A 15,691-nucleotide genomic window follows, 5' to 3' on the forward strand; every position below is an offset into this window, starting at 1 on the left:
GCGTATCTGGATTTTATCCAGTCTTTGAATGAAATCCTTATGGATTTTGATATCAGCAGATTAAACTGCTCTTGAATTTAGTTTTAGTGTATAAAAAAAGCGGCTCTAGGGGCCGCTTTTTTATTTATAGCTGTTGAGGCAACTCAAAGAATTATCCCAAATACGCCTTTAACAATTTACTGCGCGAATTATGTCGCAGTTTGCGAATGGCTTTTTCGCGGATCTGCCGTACTCGTTCTCGCGTAAGATCAAAGGTTTGACCAATCTCAGCAAGTGTCATGGATTGCTGGTCCCCAATTCCGTAATACAGTTTTACCACATCCGCTTCGCGAGGGGAGAGGGTATCCAGAGCGCGGTTGATTTCCGTATTCAGCGATTGCTGCATAAGGGTTCGATCCGGCCGTGGCGATTCCCCGGATTTCAGAACATCGTACAAATTGGAATCTTCCCCTTCCTTTAAAGGAGCGTCCATAGATACATGCCGTCCGGAATTTTTAATGGATTGTTTTACCTCATTAACCGTCATATCAAGTTCCCGGGCGATTTCTTCCGCTGATGGCGGGCGCTCATGGGCTTGTTCGAGGTACGAGAATGCCTTCTTGATTTTATTGATGCTCCCAATTTTGTTCAGTGGCAGCCGTACCACGCGGGATTGTTCGGCCAGGGCTTGAAGGATAGATTGACGAATCCACCAAACGGCGTATGAAATAAATTTGAATCCCCGGGTCTCATCAAAACGCTTTGCTGCCTTCACCAGACCAACGTTACCTTCGTTAATCAGATCTGGAAGCTTCAGGCCTTGATTTTGATATTGTTTGGCAACACTGACTACGAATCTCAGGTTGGCTTTGGTAAGTTTTTCCAGGGCTGCCTGGTCTCCCTGTTTTATGCGTTGTGCTAATTCTACTTCTTCATTGGCGGTTATTAAATCAATTTTACTGATATCCTGGAGATACTTGTCAAGCGATTTGGATTCCCGATTGGTAACCTGCTTGACAATTTTCAATTGCCTCATGTACGTGCTATGGATTTAAAGTGTTAACATCTTCTCAGTATAAGTCTTTATTTGCTTATTTCCAAAGGGGATTGCGCTATTTTTTACATACTTTATGAGCATTTTGGAAAGAATTAGCAAAAAACAAGCGATTTTTGGCTCAAAATGGCCAATTTTCGGCAAATATGAGTAAACGCGCTTTAAAGAAATACCTGGGGGAACTAAAGCCCGAAGCCCTGCGGGAACAGCTCCTTGACCTCCACGACCGATTCCCGGAGGTACGGGAATACTACAAGTTTGTGTTCAATCCGAATGAAGAGGACCTGCTGCGGCAGGCTCAGGAGAAAATCCGGGAAGAGTACTTCCCCAGAAGGCGAAAAAAGGCAAAGGCCAGAAGGTCGGTTGCCAAAAACCTGATTCGCCATTTTGAGACTCTTGAGGTTTCTCCAACAGTCATGGCCGAATTAATGGCCTTTAACATAAAAACGGCTGCCGCTTATGAACCAACCCGAAATTGCCCGGATTCCTTCTACAAGAGTATCGGAGTAAGCTTCAAGCAATGGGTAGCCCACGTCCATTATCATCGGATCCATCGCGAGTATGTGCAGCACGTTCGGGATTTTATGCGGCAGGCAGAAGATCGGCAATGGCCCAACCTCGACTACCTGGAGGATATTCTTGACCAAATAGAATCGAATTAAAACCGATAATTTCCAGTTATGGCCCTATTAATACTCAGGAACGACGATAAAGGGAATGCCTGGCGGCAGGAATTACTCAAAATAGATTCCTCGCTGGAGGTTATTGTCTATCCCGAGCCCCATAAAACTGAAGCAATTAAGATGGCAACTGTTTGGAAGCATCCCGAAGGATTGCTCCATAACTATACTGGATTACTTGGTATTCAAAGTATGGGAGCGGGAGTGGATTTTATTTTAAAGGACCCTTCGGTAGGATCACCGCAAAATCCATCCGGGCTTACACGACCCATAATGCGCGTTGTAGATGAGCAACTGACTGCAGACATGGCGGAATATGTATTAACGCACTGTTTGGCAGCATTAAGAGACTTACAGCATTATGAAGTTCTGAGTAAAGACAGGCGCTGGGAACCCTCGAACTATCGCAGGGCCAGCGAAACAACGGTGGGAATCCTTGGGTTGGGCACCCTGGGAATGGCAGCTGGAAAGGCCTTGCTTCAAAACGGTTTTCAGGTCAGGGGTTGGGCACGTTCGTCAAAAAAAGCTGAAGGGATTTCGGTGTATGCCGGGGCCGGAAGCCTCAACGAATTTCTGGCCGGAAGCCAGATCGTAGTTTGTTTGCTTCCGCTTACCCCGGAAACCAGCGGTATTCTGAATGCAAAACGCTTTAAGCAGATGGATCCGGGCACATTTTTAATCAATGCGGCCCGGGGCGGCCATTTAATAGAAGCGGATCTCATCCCGGCCATTGACAGCGGCTTGTTGTCAGGAGCCTGCCTCGATGTATTTCAGGAGGAACCACTTCCCCGGGAGCATCCCTTTTGGGAACATCCAAAAATACGGGTAACGCCTCACGTGGCCAGTGTTTCAGATCCAAGTACCGTGGCTGCGCAGATTGTTGCCAATTACAAAAACTTACTGAAGGGGGTAGCTCCACAGAATTTAGTAGACCTCGAAAAAGGTTATTAACCATTACCTGTTAACGAATTCCGCCACGAGGATTTCATTTGGGTCCAAAAATCGGCTAGTTTTGCAAAATTAGCCTGTCCCCAGGGCCAGGTAATGCTCAAACAAAACCTAACCCCGTGTCCACGCAGACTCAAATCAGCGAAAAAACCCTTTACGATTACCAGTTACAAGACCTGGAAAAGATCTTCGAGTGCCTGAAGGAGGCTCCAGAAGACTTTAATCTGCTCTATCAATTACCTACCGGAGGTGGTAAAACAGTGGTGTTTTCGGAGATCGCCCGCAGGTATATCGAGCAAACCGGCAAGAAAGTGGTGGTGCTAACCCACCGAATAGAACTGAGTACCCAAACCTCCCGTATGCTCAAAGGCTTTGGGGTCAAGAATAAGATCATAAATAGTGAGGTCAAAGCGCTGGAAGACCCGGATGCCTATCAGTGCTATGTCGCCATGGTCGAAACCCTAAATAACCGGCTCCAGGACAAGGCGATAGAGCTCAAGGGGGTAGGCCTTGTAATTATTGATGAGGCGCACTACAATTCCTTTCGCAAGCTCTTCAAATATTTCGAAAAATCAGTGATTCTTGGAGTTACGGCAACCCCGTTGAGTTCCAACATTAAGTTGCCCATGAAGGATCACTACCAAAAACTGATCGTTGGGGAATCTATAGCATCACTTATTGAGAAGAAGTTCCTGGCACGTGCTAACCTCTATAATTATGATGTTAGCCTTAAGTCGTTGAAATTAGGCATTAACGGGGATTACACTGTTCGTTCTTCGGACGCCCTGTACGGGAATTATCAAATGCTCTCTAAGTTACTGGGCGCCTATGAGGAATTGGCGAAGGGCACTAAAACGCTGATATTCAACAACGGTATCTGTACGTCCAAATATGTATACGAAACCTTTCGGAAGGCGGGGCTTCCTGTTCGCCATCTGGATAATAAGAATTCCGCTTCGGAACGACGTGAAATCCTGGACTGGTTCGCCAAAACGCCGGATGCCATCCTGTCGTCGGTAAGTATCCTGACCACTGGATTTGATGAACCCAGTGTTGAGACCATAATTCTCAATCGGGCTACCCGCTCCTTAACCTTATACTTTCAGATGATTGGTAGGGGATCCCGTATAACAGGGTCTAAGGATGAGTTTACTGTGGTGGATATGGGTAATAACATCGCGCGATTTGGCCCATGGGATTCCCCGGTAGATTGGCAGGAAATCTTCCACTTTCCGGATTATTTCCTGGAAAACATCCGCAATGATGAAGAGATAGAACGGGAATTCGTTTACGAAATGCCGGATGCCCTGAAAGAAAAGTTTTCCAAATCCAAGGACATTTCATTTGACGTCAAGGAAGAATACAAAAAGGTATTTGCCGAAGGCTTGAAATCCAAAATCGTTTTGGAACGCAGTATTGAGCAACATGCCAAAATGTGTGTGGAAAACTCTGAAGACGTCTTTGACGCCCGAATCCTGGCACGGGAGCTTCGGGACGAAATCGAATTCCGGATTAAACAGTACTCCCACTGTATCATGAACAATACCAAGAATTACCGGGATTGGCTACAGGAGGATTATGAACGTCGCTTGCGTTTGCGCATATCTCAGCGCTTTGCTTCCCGAATGTAATATGGATGGCCAGCGGATTCTGGTAATCGGGCATACCCACCCCGAATCCGGGGCAACGGCGGCAGGGGTACGGATGCTCCAATTGCTGCGGACATTCAAAGAAAATGGTGCCATTGTGCACTTTGCCGTCGCTACAAAACAAGGCCGTTATCCGGATTCGCTCGAAGCACTTGTAGCAGAAATTCACGAGGTTCGGCTCAACGATTCTTCCTTCGATGCACTGGTAAAGCGCCTGGATTGCGACATAGCTGTCTTTGATCGCTTCATGACCGAAGAGCAATTTGGCTGGCGCGTGCGGTCCCAGCTTCCCAAATGCAAACTAATCCTCGATACGGAAGATCTGCACAGCCTCAGGCTTAGCCGGCAAGAAGCGGTAGAAAAGGGAATTAGCTGGGATGAAGACTTATGGTATCGTCATCCGGTTTTTACCCGGGAGTTGGCCAGCATACTTCGATGCGATCTGAGCCTGATGATCAGCAGGGCGGAAATCGACTTGCTTACCGGTGTTTTTCCCTGGATAAAGGCGCAGTTAGTCTATGCTCCCTTCCAAATGGAAGCACCTGATAGCCAGAACGATCAAACCCATGAAAGTCGAAAACACTTTGTCTTTGCCGGGAACGGCAAGCATGCTCCTAATGCAGATGCTATTCAAATCCTGAGGAACTCGATTTGGCCTGAACTTTCCCAGCGCTGCCCAGAGGCAGAACTGCACGTTTACGGGGCCTACCTTGAGGAGGTACCACTGGGTTCTGACAACTATCCGGGTGCGGACCGGTTTATCATAAAAGGATATGCTCCCAGCATTGAAGAAGTATTTAAGAAGGCCCGATTGCAATTGGCACCTTTGCGCTTCGGGGCCGGGGTAAAGGGAAAAATAATCAGCGGGTTGCAATATGGTTTGCCTACGCTGAGCACGCCTGTAGGTTGGGAAGGAATAGGCGGGAATTCTAAAGAGAATCCCCTGATCATAAAAGAGATAAGCCAGATGATCTCAAAAGCAGCGGAGCTTTATGATAATGAGATGCAATGGGAGGCTGCTTTGCAGCAGGGCAGGGAGCTGGCCCGGGAACACTTCGCCAATGCGGATAACCCTAAGGAGAGTAGTATCGGTTTTCATAACGAGCAGGCGATTAGTCGGGAAGGCAGGCTCTTGCGAGATTTGCTTAGAAGCAAAGCTTTTGATTCTTCCCGGTTCATGTCCAAATGGATAGAGGCTAAGAACTCCCTGCTGAAAAAGCACTAAACATTACCAGCTTCTTTGGGCTGTTGCTTTTCTATTGCAGGGCTTATCTTTGTGGATAATAGTAGAAACCAAACAACATGGGAAAATCCAGAATGTCCGTTTCGGCCAAAGCAGATTGGAAATCCGCCGGCGAATTTGAAGACATCACCTATAAGAAATCCGACGGCGTAGCCCGAATTGCCTTTAACCGACCAGAGGTTCGCAATGCCTTCCGCCCAAAAACCACAGCCGAGTTATACAAGGCTTTTTACGACGCCATGGAAGATCGTTCCATTGGAGTAGTGCTGCTAAGTGCCGAAGGCCCTTCCCCTAAGGACGGGGTATACGCCTTTTGCAGTGGGGGAGATCAACGCTCCCGGGGTCATCAGGGATATGTAGGGGAGGATGGGTACCATCGTCTGAATATCCTGGAGGTGCAACGTCTGATACGATTTATGCCCAAGGTCGTCATTGCCGTGGTTCCCGGTTGGGCTGTTGGAGGCGGACACAGCCTGCATGTGGTTTGTGATCTGAGCCTGGCGAGTAAGGAGCATGCAGTTTTTAAACAGACCGATGCGGATGTCACGAGTTTCGACGGTGGCTACGGTTCGGCGTATTTGGCCAAGCTGGTCGGGCAGAAACGCGCACGCGAGATATTCTTTTTAGGACGAAACTATTCCGCCGATGAGGCCTACGAAATGGGAATGGTCAACGCCGTAATTCCCCATGATGAATTAGAGGACACGGCCTATCAATGGGCACAGGAAATCCTGGCAAAATCGCCAACCTCAATCAAAATGCTCAAGTTTGCCATGAATCTAACCGACGATGGGATGGTTGGCCAACAAGTATTTGCCGGGGAGGCAACTCGTCTTGCCTATATGACGGACGAAGCCAAGGAAGGTCGGAATGCATTCCTGGAAAAGCGGAAACCCGATTTTGGCAAGGATCAGTGGATACCATAAGGGCGAAACCACTTTCGTTTTTCGGATAGGGCACAAAAAAAAGAGTCTCACTGTTGAAGCAAGACCCTTTCACGAGAACACTATATGAAAATGAAAAAATTAACTCCTCATTAATTTTTACACTGTAAACATACGCCCACAATGCGGTCCGGAGAATTTTTTGTTGTGAAAGGCCTCCTCACTGTTGTGAAAGAGGTGAGCGGCAAAACTTATCGATGAAGTGCATAGCAAAAACGGCATTGTTGAAGTGCTTAGAATCGAGTACATTCGTTTAAAGCTAATTAGCGTGTCCTTCAAAACAACGTCTTCATACCTCCTCTTTCTACTCCTTATCACCTTTGGATTAGCAGGCTGTGGCTCCAGTGCCACGGTATCAAAAACGACGCTGAAAATCCAGGATACACCCATCGTCTTTGATCAGGAACGCATTGAGCTCAGCCGGGCCTACCTCAGGGATCGCTACGGGATTGTGCAGAACGATGCCACCATTCGTCCACAAATGGTTGTAGTACATTGGACGGCCATTGATAATTTCAAGGAATCCCTGGAAGCCTTTTACCCTCCCAAATTACCTAATTCACGCCCTGACATCAGCAGCGCCGGCAGCCTCAATGTCTCTGCCCATTATCTGGTAGACCGGGATGGAACGGTCCATCGCCTCATGCCGGACACCCTTATGGCCAGACACGTTATCGGACTGAATCATTGCGCCATAGGGATTGAAAATGTCGGAGGAACAAAGGATACTCCCCTTACAAAAGCCCAATTCCAGGCCAACCTGGCCCTGGTAAAGGAACTTTCTAATAAGTATTCCATCAAATACCTGATCGGACATTATGAATATACCCTTTTCGAAGGGCATGAACTTTGGAAGGAGTTAGACGCGGGATACCGTACAGAAAAAACAGATCCGGGCGTAGATTTTATGCAGGATCTTCGAAAAGAACTTAGCGACCTGGAACTAAAAGGACCACCCGGGCAACCCATAACTACTGCACAATGAGAAATCTTTTTACCTGTTTACTGATATCCTTATCTATCCTGAGCTGCGCTGCGCAAACGGAAGCCTTTACCGAGCGTTTTTACGAATCGTACTCGGAGTACCAGGAGTCTTCCCTAGATAAGCGTAGAATTAAGCATGCGCAATTGCAGCCCTTGATCGATGCCCTGGCCGCCCGGCCTGAATATGAAGTAAATACTGTGGGCAGGTCTATCGAAGGGCGTCCGTTGCGGCTGATAAGTCTTGGAACCGGGGAAGTGGATATATTCCTTTGGTCCCAAATGCATGGGAACGAGCCTACAGCTACCCAGGCAATCTTTGACATTCTCAATTTTTTCAGTGCAGCGGAATATGCCGACGAAAAGGCGGAGTTACTCGCTAAGGTGAAACTGCATTTTTTGCCCATGCTCAACCCCGATGGCGCTGAAGTTTTCCAACGGCGCAATACCTTGGGGATAGACATTAACCGGGACGCATTGCGACTGCAATCTCCCGAAGGTCAAACACTGAAGCGGGTGCGGGACAGTCTCGATGCAGAATTTGGTTTTAATCTGCACGACCAGAGTACCTATTACAACGCGGAGCGCACAGAGAAACCCGCTACCATTTCGTACCTGGCCCCTGCCTATAATTACGAAAAGGACGTCAACGAAGTGCGTGCAAACGCGATGAAAGTCATTGGCTATATGAACAGGATCCTGCAGCAGTATGCTCCGGGTCAGGTTGGGAAATACAATGACGATTTTGAGCCCAGGGCTTTTGGGGATAATATCCAGAAATGGGGAACCAGTGCTATTCTGATCGAATCCGGGGGGTATCCCAACGATATTGAAAAGCAAGAGATCAGAAAACTGAACTACGTCTCCATACTTTCGGCTATCTACGCCATCGCTTCGGGTAGTTATAATGAGGTACCCCTCGAAGATTATCTAAGTATCCCCGAGAACGATCGCAAACTCTTTGACCTAAAGATTGAAGGCATCACCTATCCCTTGCTGGGGCAGGAGTATCTTATGGACTTCGGGATTCATAGGCTCGAAGTAGACCTCCCGGGACATAACGACTTCTGGTATAGCAGCCGGGTTATCGATATGGGCGATTTATCTACCTATTATGGCTATGAGGTAATCGATGGTTCAGGACTACACCTGGAAGCCGGCAAGGTATATGAGGAAGTCCTGGAGGACGCTTCTGCGGCTAAGGCATTGGATTTCAATGCCCTCCTGGCGCAGGGAATAACCTATGTGCGCATGCGTCAGATCCCTGCCAGTTGGTTGTTCAGTCCCTATCCGGTTCACATCCTCTCAGAATCTTTCGAACTGGAGGAAGCAAAATGGGATGTCGGGGACAATCCAACCTTTGTGCTCTATCGTGGAGAACAGCCGGAATACGCCATTATCAATGGCTTTTCGTTCAATTTAATTACCGGGGAAGGCCGGGCGAAAAACGGGATGATTTTCCGCTAGTCCCTTTCCTAGTATCCAAATGAGAATTGCAGCTGATTTCCATTGATGATCAGGGCTATGAGCATAGCCACTAATGACATTACAATGGTAATGAACAGGCTAACGATCAGGCTTTTCGCGATTCTTGAAAAGTTTCCAATCGCACTTTCTTGCAGTATTTGATTCAGTACATCCATGACAATAACTTTTAGCATTATTACTAGTTGCTTTAAGTTGGTTACGAGTTTAGGATGCTTATTGAGCGTAGGGCAAAACCAGGTTTTATCCCTTCTTAGTTGTTGTATATGAAACAGCTACCAACAAAAAAACCCTACCTGACAGGGATAACCGGGTAGGGCAGAACTGATGGCTAATACGCTAGTTTATTCACAGCCGGCAGTAAAGCCGGTAGCGTCAAATTTGGTTTGTACTGCGCCGGAAAGGCCATTGTTTAACACACGGATAACCAGGTTGTTTTCCCCACTTCCATCGCGTTTTGGGCTACAATATTCGAACAGGTAAAAACTATTGGCCCGCTCGGATACTTTCTGAGAGAGCTGGTTAAACGTTACTTCCAACTCCTCCTTATTCCCGGCAAAGACACTAAAGGTCTTTCCGATTTCCTCCAGGACATCACTATCGATTTCTGCTCCGAGGCCAATGGTAAAAAAGGAAATGTTCGAGTCCGCTTCCTCTACTGCTTCAAGCGCAGAACTTTCAGAATAACGGGAAGCCTGATCGGTTCCATCTGTAAAAAGGACAACGGAAGCTGCCCCGATGATCTGGCTCTGTGCGGCATCGTCTAAAAGGTCTTCGGCTATGTCGGTACTCTTCAGGACCGCCCCATAGAGATCGGTACTGGGGTCCTGGCTGATATCGGTTGTGATGGAATCGATCGCATCGATCAGCAAGCTGCGATTACTGGTTAGCGGATGCAACTCGTGCAGTACGTCCTCGCCATCGAACCAGTACACGGCCATCTGAAAGGATTCATTGGCCATTTCTGGCATGACGTTATTGATAAAACTTGTAGATGCAGATTTTAACTCAGGCAGGCTGGAACTCAGTACACTATTACTCAAATCCAGAACCAATAAAGTGTGATTTCTGAAGATCTGTGAGTTCGGTGAAATCCTGGCCTGGCTTTCCGAGGCGGAAATGGTATTGAAACAATCGTCGTTACGTCCCTGCTCGTAAACGGTAAACTGGGAGGCATTGAGGCCGGCCACAGGATTTCCGAATTCGTCCGACACCCGAAAAAAGATAGAAACTTTTCCAGGCAGGGTGGTAAACTGGTCTTGTATCGAGAGTAAAAGCTCATTCTCACCAAAATCCAGGCAGTTATCGACTGGTTTTCCCAGCCCCAGGTCGCCTCCGGTATTGAGGTTCAGGCTAACATCATCATCTGCATTCCCACAGGAGATCAGCAGGGTTGTGCTGAGTAAAAAGAGGAATAATGAGGCAATACGATTCATTTTCATGGTTTAGAAAGATTTCAAGGAAAACGGAGTTTTGACAATCCTAGTATGTATGGGGAACATTAGTATTAATTGGCTATTTTTAATGAAAATTGCGCCAGATGAAAGTTTTGCTCTTTGGGGTTACCCGGGACATCGTTGGATTGGCTGCCCTGGAACTGGAATCCTCAGCCTCAAATGCCCCGGGCACGGTAGGGGAATTGAAGGGTTATTTAAAGCGGGAATTCCCCGATCTTAAAGGTTTGAGTTCCCTGGCCATAGCGGTTAATCAGCACTATGCCGAAGATGCAATAACCATTGGTCCTGAGGACGAGATTGCCGTTATTCCTCCTGTAAGCGGGGGATAAGTAAAACACCGGGTGCGCAGTGAAACGAAGCGAATGCTTATAGACAATCATAACAGGGTCATTAACTATGTGCGGTTGGCGGTAACCGATCGCTGCAACCTCCGTTGCAACTACTGCATGCCTGAGCGCGGGATTAAATTTGCCCAGCGCAACGATTTATTGACTACCAAAGAGCTGCAACGGTTAAGCGATGTACTCATTGATCTGGGAGTAGATAAAATTAGGCTTACCGGCGGAGAGCCCTTTGTACGCTCCGATATCCGTGAACTTTTGGAACATTTGGGTGCTCATGATGCCTTAAAGGAATTATCCGTCACTACCAATGCCACGCTGATTGGGCCCTATTTAAAGCAGCTTAAGGCCATGGGGCTCACTTCGGTGAACATTAGCCTCGACGCCATCAGGCCGGAAACTTTTGCGCGGATCACGCGCCGGGATTCCTTTGCGATTGTGCGCGAAAACCTGATGAAATTACTGGAGGAAGACCTGACGGTACGCATCAATTTTGTGGTGTTGGAAGGGCAAAATATCGACGACATTTATCCGATGATGGAATTTCAGGAAAAGTATCCGGTCCAGGTGCGCTTCCTGGAGGAAATGCCTTTTAATGGAGGAAGTCGGAATTTCAAGAAATTGCATTGGAACCACAAGCAGATATTGGAACACATTAGATTGCGGTATCCTGAATTTGAAAAGCAGCCAGCGCCGCTGACCTCCACCTCTGTCAATTATAAAATTGAGGGCCATGCAGGAGGATTTGGGGTAATCCCTTCATTTAGTCGCACCTTTTGCGGCAGTTGCAACCGACTTCGGGTTACGGCAACCGGGGATTTAGTGACCTGCCTTTACGGGAAACCCGTTGCAAACGTACGGGAGCTGATTCGTCGGGAAAGCGATACGGACCAGCTGGCTGGATTAATACGGCAGGCTGTGGGGAGCAGGGCTAAAGACGGATTTGAAGCACAGGAGCGATTTGGACCGGTTTTCGGAAGTTCAATGACCAGTATAGGAGGATAACGAAGATGGAGCCTAAAGGAAAATTATACGGCCTGGTACTGGCCGGGGGGAAAAGTACCCGAATGGGGGAGGACAAAGGAATCCTTGAATACCACGGAATGCCCCAGCGTGAATATACGGTAGCTCTCCTCAAATCCTGCGGAATAAAAACTTTTTTAAGCGTTCGGAACGATCAGCAAGACGACATTCCAACTGGGATGGACACTATTCTGGACAGGGATGAGTTCCGGGGACCATTCAATGGTTTGTTGTCGGCGCATCGGGCCTATCCGGAAGTTGCCTGGTTAGTGGTAGCCTGTGATATGCCCTTGCTTCTGGCCAAAGATATTGAGCTATTAATACAGGAACGGGACCCTGAAAGAATGGCGACTGCTTTTGCTACTGTAAAATCGGGCTTGCCGGAGCCACTTGCAGCCATTTGGGAACCTGCGGGACTCGCAGCCGCTATGACCTATCTTGAAACGGCAACGAGTAGTTGCGCCCGTAAATTCCTGATCAATCACGATACAAAACTGGTGCACCCCAAAGACGATCTGGTTCTTGCGAATGCCAATGACCCGGAGACTTTCAGGGAATTACAGGAATATATTGCCACCCGATGAATACGGAGCGATACGACAGACAGATCAAGCTTAAAGGCTTCGGTCCCCATGGACAGGAGTTTCTGGCCCAATCCCGGGTGCTCCTGGTCGGAGCAGGAGGGTTGGGTGTCCCCGCTGCCCTCTACCTGAATGCCATGGGCGTAGGTCGGCTGGGACTGATCGACGGGGATCAGGTAGAACTGTCGAACCTCCATCGACAACCCATTTATACCGAAGCTGATCTCGGGAAACTCAAGGTAGACTGTCTTTCCCGGTTTTTAAAACAACAGAATCCAAAGTCTTCGATTACGGTACTGGATACCTTCCTCCATGCTAGAAATGCCCTGGAAATCCTCGCTTCTTATGATCTGATTATAGATGCTACTGACAATCTGGAAACGCGCTATCTCCTTGACGACGCCTGTCTGATGTTGGACAAACCCTGGATCTACGGCGCACTGCATGGTTTTGAAGGTCAGGTAAGTGTTTTTAATTACCAAGGCGGACCTACTTATCGTTGCCTGTTCCCTAAAATGCCAGAGCAAGGAGAAATACCCGATTGCAATACCCTGGGCACCTTGGGTATCTTACCGGCAATTATTGGCAGTTTTCAGGCCCTGGAAGCGGTAAAGGTATTGTGTGATCTTGAGGGGGTACTCTCTGGCAAACTAATGATATTCGAAGGGCTTGAACAGCAAAGCCGTACCATTGCTTTTAAGCGCAATCCCAACAGGGCAATACCTAAAGAAATAGTAGCTGAAAACTATAACGCGAACCTTTGTGATTCGGGCTCGGAAGCTGTTTCATACGAATCCTATCTGAGGGAAAGAAATTCGAACCAAACTGCATTGATCGACGTTCGGGAAATTTCCGAATTCGAGAACGGGTCGCTTCCTGAGGCCAGGATCGTTCCTCTGAGTAACCTTAAAGGAACGCTGGATCAGCACAATAGTGACGGCAAAGCCGTGCAGGAATTATTCGGAAAAGATACAAGCCGTGCAACCCGGATATTTTTGATTTGTAAATCAGGACCCCGGAGCCGTGTGGCCTGTTCCCTGTTAAGCCAGTACTTTCCTGAGTACGAATTCGCCTGGATAGAAGGTGGAATGCGCAGCATTAAAACCACTTCCCGGTGATATCCTATCATCAAGCGCTGGAATCAGTTTTGGCCCGTAAAGCGGATTTTGGGGTGGAACAAGTTTCCCTGGAGCTGGCCAATGGCAGAGTCCTGGCCGAAGATGTTCTCGCGGATCGCGATCAACCGCCTTACAACCGCGCCACTATGGATGGGATTGCCCTGGCCTATCATACCTACGAAAAGGGGGTCCGGGAATTTCCAAGTGAAGGTATGGCCCGCGCCGGAATTACGCAGTTAAAGTTACAGGATCCCAGTAACTGCATTGAAATTGCAACGGGAGCCATACTGCCAGAAGGTGCAGATACTATTGTACGGTATGAGGACCTGGAGGAAATACCGGAGGGTTTCAGGATATTAGCCGGTTGTACGCCTAACAAGAACATTCACCGCAAAGGAAGCGACGCCTCTGAAGGTGCCGTATTGCTGAAAAAGGGGCACTCGATCGATCCATCGGCGGTAGCGGTTTTAGCTTCCGTTGGTAAGGCAACCCTGGCCGTTCGGGGATTGCCGGGTATCACCATCCTCTCAACCGGCGATGAATTGGTCCCGGTCGAGACCATCCCGGAAACCCACCAGGTGCGCAGATCCAATGTCCACGCATTGCGCTCTGCAGTTTTGGCAGCGGGTATTCGCCCTGATTTGGAACATTTGCCCGACGATGCCGCCATCATCGAAAATCGCCTTGAAGCGTTACTTCAAACCCAGGATGTGTTGCTGTTGAGTGGCGGGGTGAGCAAGGGGAAATTTGACCATTTACCAGGGGTGCTCGAGAAATTGGGGGTGGTGAAGGATTTTCACCGTGTGGCCCAAAGGCCAGGTAAGCCCTTTTGGTTTGGAATGGATGCAGCTCGTGGGTGCCACGTGTTTTCTTTTCCGGGTAATCCGGTTTCTACCTTTTTGAATTATCATCTGTATTTTCTTCCCTGGCTTCGGCAAACTACAGGGGCGCCTGAACCCCGGATTACGGCAATATTGGAGGAACCCATTGAAAATAAGTCCGATCTCACGCATTTTATCCCGTTGCGACTCTCACCTGAGCAGGGTCATTTAAATGCTGTACGCATATCCATGAATGGTTCGGGAGATTATCTAAGCCTAACCAAAGCCAATGCATTTGGTCGTGTAAACCCTGGGGAAGTACTGGTAAAAGGTGCGCTTGTTCCGTGTATTTGTTTTAATTTACAATTGTGACCCACGAGCTCAAAGAAATATTCCATGCCTATCAACAAATAAAGCACGCAGGAATCTCCGTGCTGGCTACCGTTGTGCACCTGGAAGGGTCTGGATATCGGCGCCCAGGGGTTCGCATGCTTTGCCTCCCCGATGGTTCCGCTGTAGGAGCCGTAAGTGGCGGATGTGTGGAACGCGATATTACGGGTCAGGCCCAGGAGGTTATGCGAACGGGAAAAGCCCGTATGATGACATACGATGGGCGGTACCGCCTGGGATGCGAGGGGATGTTGTACATTTTACTGGAGCCTTTTAACCCTTCGCAGGAAGCGATAACTTATTTCAAGAATCAGACGGAGTCACGACAGCCTTTGGCGCTGGAATCGGACTATCGCCTGGAGGAAAGGGAGGCCCCGGAATTGGGCAGCTATTTCACGGTTGGGAAGCAGCGTTTGCCCTTAAGCCCGGCTAACCTGGCGGTTTCAGAAATGTGCTTTGCACAGCAGCTTTCCCCTACACATCGCTTGTTGGTCTTTGGTGGTGAACACGATAGCGTAAAGCTAACAGCTATGGCGGCAACCCTGGGTTGGGAGGTACATATTGTGGTAGCGGCCGATGAAGCCAAGCGGTTGGAAGATTTTCCGGGAGCATCGGATTTTAGCTCAGTCATCCCGGAGCAACTGGGAGATCTGGGGATCGATTCTCAAACGGCAATCCTCCTGATGACCCACAGTTTTAGTAAGGATTTGAAATACCTGTTGCAGCTAAGTGCAACTTCCCCCGCTTATTTGGGTATCCTTGGCCCTGCCCATCGCAGGGAACGACTCCTGGGCGAACTTATTGAGCGCCAACCAGATTTAGACGACGCGTTTCTAGAATTAATTCACGGACCGGCAGGCCTGGATCTTGGAGCGGAAACTCCCCAGGAAATAGCGCTTTCCATCCTCTCAGAGATATTGAAAGCATTTCGCCAGGCTACGGCACTTCCACTTAATGAAAAGGAGAGCCGTATCCATACCCGTGAGGAGTCATAAGC

16 protein-coding genes are annotated in these 15,691 nt (G+C 48.4%); 13 read left to right on the forward strand and 3 right to left on the reverse strand.

All coding sequences use genetic code 11. The features are described from left to right. Positions 1–151 precede the first annotated feature (151 nt). Positions 152–1,015, reverse strand: coding sequence for a sigma-70 family RNA polymerase sigma factor (locus BM318_RS09200; RefSeq protein WP_092982331.1), 864 nt, complete (start codon positions 1,013–1,015; stop codon positions 152–154). Between the two features lie 164 nt (positions 1,016–1,179). On the opposite strand from BM318_RS09200, the gene BM318_RS09205 reads away from it, so the two are divergent. The 7 genes from BM318_RS09205 (at position 1,180) to BM318_RS09235 (ending at position 8,945) form a co-directional block, all read left to right on the forward strand. Beyond that, positions 1,180–1,695: a DUF6155 family protein gene (locus BM318_RS09205; protein ID WP_092982332.1), complete on the forward strand. Its 516-nt coding sequence runs from the start codon at positions 1,180–1,182 to the stop codon at positions 1,693–1,695. 18 nt (positions 1,696–1,713) lie between these two features. Further along, positions 1,714–2,664, forward strand: a complete 951-nt coding sequence (locus BM318_RS09210) for a 2-hydroxyacid dehydrogenase (protein WP_092982333.1) — start codon at positions 1,714–1,716, stop codon at positions 2,662–2,664. Positions 2,665–2,780: 116 nt separating this feature from the next. Beyond that, positions 2,781–4,292, forward strand: coding sequence for a DEAD/DEAH box helicase (locus BM318_RS09215; RefSeq protein WP_092982334.1), 1,512 nt, complete (start codon positions 2,781–2,783; stop codon positions 4,290–4,292). Continuing rightward, positions 4,240–5,535 carry a glycosyltransferase family 4 protein gene (locus BM318_RS09220; protein ID WP_092982335.1) on the forward strand — a complete coding sequence of 432 codons (1,296 nt, stop codon included), beginning with the start codon at positions 4,240–4,242 and terminating at the stop codon, positions 5,533–5,535. The genes BM318_RS09215 and BM318_RS09220 overlap by 53 nt, the downstream gene beginning before the upstream one ends. 77 nt (positions 5,536–5,612) lie before the next feature. After that, positions 5,613–6,479, forward strand: a complete 867-nt coding sequence (locus BM318_RS09225; RefSeq protein WP_245759795.1) for a 1,4-dihydroxy-2-naphthoyl-CoA synthase — start codon at positions 5,613–5,615, stop codon at positions 6,477–6,479. Between the two features lie 286 nt (positions 6,480–6,765). Further along, positions 6,766–7,482: an N-acetylmuramoyl-L-alanine amidase gene (locus BM318_RS09230; protein ID WP_317040354.1), complete on the forward strand. Its 717-nt coding sequence runs from the start codon at positions 6,766–6,768 to the stop codon at positions 7,480–7,482. Continuing rightward, positions 7,479–8,945: a M14 family metallopeptidase gene (locus BM318_RS09235; protein WP_092982336.1), complete on the forward strand. Its 1,467-nt coding sequence runs from the start codon at positions 7,479–7,481 to the stop codon at positions 8,943–8,945. Before BM318_RS09230 ends, BM318_RS09235 begins: the two co-directional genes overlap by 4 nt. 8 nt (positions 8,946–8,953) lie before the next feature. Here BM318_RS09235 and BM318_RS14315 read toward each other — a convergent pair whose 3' ends face one another. Both BM318_RS14315 and BM318_RS09240 read right to left on the reverse strand, forming a co-directional pair. Further along, on the reverse strand, positions 8,954–9,121 hold the full coding sequence (locus BM318_RS14315) for a hypothetical protein (RefSeq protein ID WP_177218286.1): 168 nt from the start codon (positions 9,119–9,121) through the stop codon (positions 8,954–8,956). Positions 9,122–9,307: 186 nt separating this feature from the next. Further along, positions 9,308–10,405, reverse strand: coding sequence for a vWA domain-containing protein (locus tag BM318_RS09240; RefSeq protein ID WP_092982337.1), 1,098 nt, complete (start codon positions 10,403–10,405; stop codon positions 9,308–9,310). Between the two features lie 98 nt (positions 10,406–10,503). Between BM318_RS09240 and BM318_RS09245 the strand changes: the two genes are divergently transcribed. From BM318_RS09245 to BM318_RS09270, 6 genes are read left to right on the forward strand one after another with little or no spacing between them, the layout of a single operon-like run. Next, positions 10,504–10,749, forward strand: a complete 246-nt coding sequence (locus BM318_RS09245; RefSeq protein ID WP_092982338.1) for a MoaD/ThiS family protein — start codon at positions 10,504–10,506, stop codon at positions 10,747–10,749. Between the two features lie 33 nt (positions 10,750–10,782). Beyond that, positions 10,783–11,766 (forward strand): GTP 3',8-cyclase MoaA, encoded by a 984-nt coding sequence (gene moaA / locus BM318_RS09250; protein WP_092983472.1) that lies wholly within the window; start codon positions 10,783–10,785, stop codon positions 11,764–11,766. A 5-nt stretch (positions 11,767–11,771) separates the two neighbouring features. After that, positions 11,772–12,368 carry an NTP transferase domain-containing protein gene (locus tag BM318_RS09255; RefSeq protein ID WP_092982339.1) on the forward strand — a complete coding sequence of 199 codons (597 nt, stop codon included), beginning with the start codon at positions 11,772–11,774 and terminating at the stop codon, positions 12,366–12,368. Then, positions 12,365–13,483, forward strand: a complete 1,119-nt coding sequence (locus tag BM318_RS09260; RefSeq protein WP_092982340.1) for a HesA/MoeB/ThiF family protein — start codon at positions 12,365–12,367, stop codon at positions 13,481–13,483. The genes BM318_RS09255 and BM318_RS09260 overlap by 4 nt, the downstream gene beginning before the upstream one ends. Beyond that, positions 13,480–14,676 (forward strand): molybdopterin molybdotransferase MoeA, encoded by a 1,197-nt coding sequence (locus BM318_RS09265; RefSeq protein ID WP_092982341.1) that lies wholly within the window; start codon positions 13,480–13,482, stop codon positions 14,674–14,676. The genes BM318_RS09260 and BM318_RS09265 overlap by 4 nt, the downstream gene beginning before the upstream one ends. Beyond that, positions 14,673–15,689, forward strand: coding sequence for an XdhC family protein (locus BM318_RS09270; protein ID WP_092982342.1), 1,017 nt, complete (start codon positions 14,673–14,675; stop codon positions 15,687–15,689). The genes BM318_RS09265 and BM318_RS09270 overlap by 4 nt, the downstream gene beginning before the upstream one ends. Positions 15,690–15,691 lie beyond the last annotated feature (2 nt).

It is taken from the genome of Robiginitalea myxolifaciens, from assembly GCF_900115205.1.
In the GTDB taxonomy this organism is placed as follows: domain Bacteria; phylum Bacteroidota; class Bacteroidia; order Flavobacteriales; family Flavobacteriaceae; genus Robiginitalea; species Robiginitalea myxolifaciens.

What these genes read in the sequence shown, in the direction of transcription:
- BM318_RS09200 (WP_092982331.1), bottom strand. Translation starts at nt 1,015, where the DNA reads ATGAGGCAATTGAAAATTGTCAAGCAGGTTACCAATCGGGAATCCAAA.
- BM318_RS09205 (WP_092982332.1), top strand. Translation starts at nt 1,180, where the DNA reads ATGAGTAAACGCGCTTTAAAGAAATACCTGGGGGAACTAAAGCCCGAA.
- BM318_RS09210 (WP_092982333.1), top strand. Translation starts at nt 1,714, where the DNA reads ATGGCCCTATTAATACTCAGGAACGACGATAAAGGGAATGCCTGGCGG.
- BM318_RS09220 (WP_092982335.1), top strand. Translation starts at nt 4,240, where the DNA reads ATGAACGTCGCTTGCGTTTGCGCATATCTCAGCGCTTTGCTTCCCGAA.
- BM318_RS09225 (WP_245759795.1), top strand. Translation starts at nt 5,613, where the DNA reads ATGGGAAAATCCAGAATGTCCGTTTCGGCCAAAGCAGATTGGAAATCC.
- BM318_RS09235 (WP_092982336.1), top strand. Translation starts at nt 7,479, where the DNA reads ATGAGAAATCTTTTTACCTGTTTACTGATATCCTTATCTATCCTGAGC.
- BM318_RS14315 (WP_177218286.1), bottom strand. Translation starts at nt 9,121, where the DNA reads ATGGATGTACTGAATCAAATACTGCAAGAAAGTGCGATTGGAAACTTT.
- BM318_RS09240 (WP_092982337.1), bottom strand. Translation starts at nt 10,405, where the DNA reads ATGAAAATGAATCGTATTGCCTCATTATTCCTCTTTTTACTCAGCACA.
- BM318_RS09245 (WP_092982338.1), top strand. Translation starts at nt 10,504, where the DNA reads ATGAAAGTTTTGCTCTTTGGGGTTACCCGGGACATCGTTGGATTGGCT.
- moaA (WP_092983472.1), top strand. Translation starts at nt 10,783, where the DNA reads ATGCTTATAGACAATCATAACAGGGTCATTAACTATGTGCGGTTGGCG.
- BM318_RS09255 (WP_092982339.1), top strand. Translation starts at nt 11,772, where the DNA reads ATGGAGCCTAAAGGAAAATTATACGGCCTGGTACTGGCCGGGGGGAAA.
- BM318_RS09260 (WP_092982340.1), top strand. Translation starts at nt 12,365, where the DNA reads ATGAATACGGAGCGATACGACAGACAGATCAAGCTTAAAGGCTTCGGT.